This is a genomic window from Ochrobactrum sp. SFR4 (assembly GCF_019730395.1).
Lineage (GTDB): Bacteria > Pseudomonadota > Alphaproteobacteria > Rhizobiales > Rhizobiaceae > Pseudochrobactrum.
In genome coordinates, this window is record NZ_JAAPBB010001051.1 from 1 (window position 1) to 253 (window position 253).

Sequence of the window (253 nt, forward strand, 5' to 3'; positions counted from 1 at the left end):
GTCAATGTTGTCGCGAGGATCGCCAGCGGTTCCATATTCATAATCAATCCCAGAAATGGTGCGGCAATTACCAGCGGCAATACTGTTGCTACCCAATGGGACAGACATTTCACAATCACCGTCAATGTCAGAAAATGGCGTTCACGCGCCATAATCATCACATCGAGTGAGCCATCTTCGCGATCCGCCTGAAACAAACGGTCAAGACCAAGCAGCACCGCCAGCAGTGCCCCAAGCCAGAGCATTGCAGGGC

1 protein-coding gene is annotated in these 253 nt (G+C 52.2%); it reads right to left on the reverse strand.

Annotated features, from left to right (window positions below):
• Positions 1-253 (reverse strand): heme exporter protein CcmB (locus HBA93_RS22270; protein WP_221724690.1); only part of this gene is annotated, 253 nt, incomplete at both ends.